Annotated in this window: 2 protein-coding genes; both read left to right on the forward strand. The window is 37.1% G+C overall.

Annotated elements, in window-relative coordinates; all coding sequences use genetic code 11:
• Positions 1 to 238: hypothetical protein (locus CHX27_RS15635; protein ID WP_207758902.1), on the forward strand; the 238-nt coding region annotated here is incomplete at its 5' end.
• 5 nt (positions 239 to 243) lie between these two features.
• Complete coding sequence (locus CHX27_RS00245) at positions 244 to 747, forward strand: hypothetical protein (protein WP_133063360.1); 504 nt, start codon at positions 244 to 246, stop codon at positions 745 to 747.
• Positions 748 to 762 lie beyond the last annotated feature (15 nt).

A 762-nucleotide genomic window follows, 5' to 3' on the forward strand; every position in this document is an offset into this window, starting at 1 on the left:
AAATCATTCAAGCTATTTTCCCACAAATGCCGCAAATGACAATAGCTTACGACTTGATTTTATAACGAACAAACGGGGTATTTTTTCCTCCGTATCAACCCCAGAACACGACCTTCACAATGCCTCGGGGCATGCGGATTTGTTAATTTCAAATGGAACTGTCGCCCCGGGAGATTGTATAACAGGTTGCCATTTGGATATTCCATTATCACGAATCGACATCTGGATTTTAAATTAGGACTTATGAAACAGTTTACTTTACTAATAATGCTGACTTTAGCAAGTCTAGTTAGTGCGCAAAAGCATGAATTCCAGCATGATACAATCATTGTAAAAACATATACTTTCCATTATACACGAATAATTTTTTCAAAGGAATGGAGTCTAGTTGGGGAAAAGTTTTTTACAGCGAATGCTGAAATTGCGTCCCAAGTAGCCGATAAAATAGCTGCGTGCCAAAAATTACAACACAGCGATTATTCAGGTGCTTGGATTATACATTTAAACTACGAACAGCTTGCAGATTCTCATATTTCTGAAGGAGAAGTACTGTACGCAGCTGTTTGCAAGGCAGACAAAGAACGAATTGAAAAGAATCTTCCCACGTATCTGTACAGATGTAAAATTAAATTAAACCATTATTACGACATTGAGTATTTCTTAAGCCAGCCAAAACGAACTTTGGAAGAAATGGGACAGTACGCGTTTAATGTTACTGTAAAAGATGCCTGTTTAAAACTGTACTAAAGAGCTAGATTTCTC

This window comes from Flavobacterium aurantiibacter, assembly GCF_002251775.1.
GTDB classification, from domain to species: domain Bacteria; phylum Bacteroidota; class Bacteroidia; order Flavobacteriales; family Flavobacteriaceae; genus Flavobacterium; species Flavobacterium aurantiibacter.

Excerpts from the sequence above, each read along its gene's own strand:
- CHX27_RS00245 (WP_133063360.1), top strand. The coding sequence starts at position 244 with ATGAAACAGTTTACTTTACTAATAATGCTGACTTTAGCAAGTCTAGTT.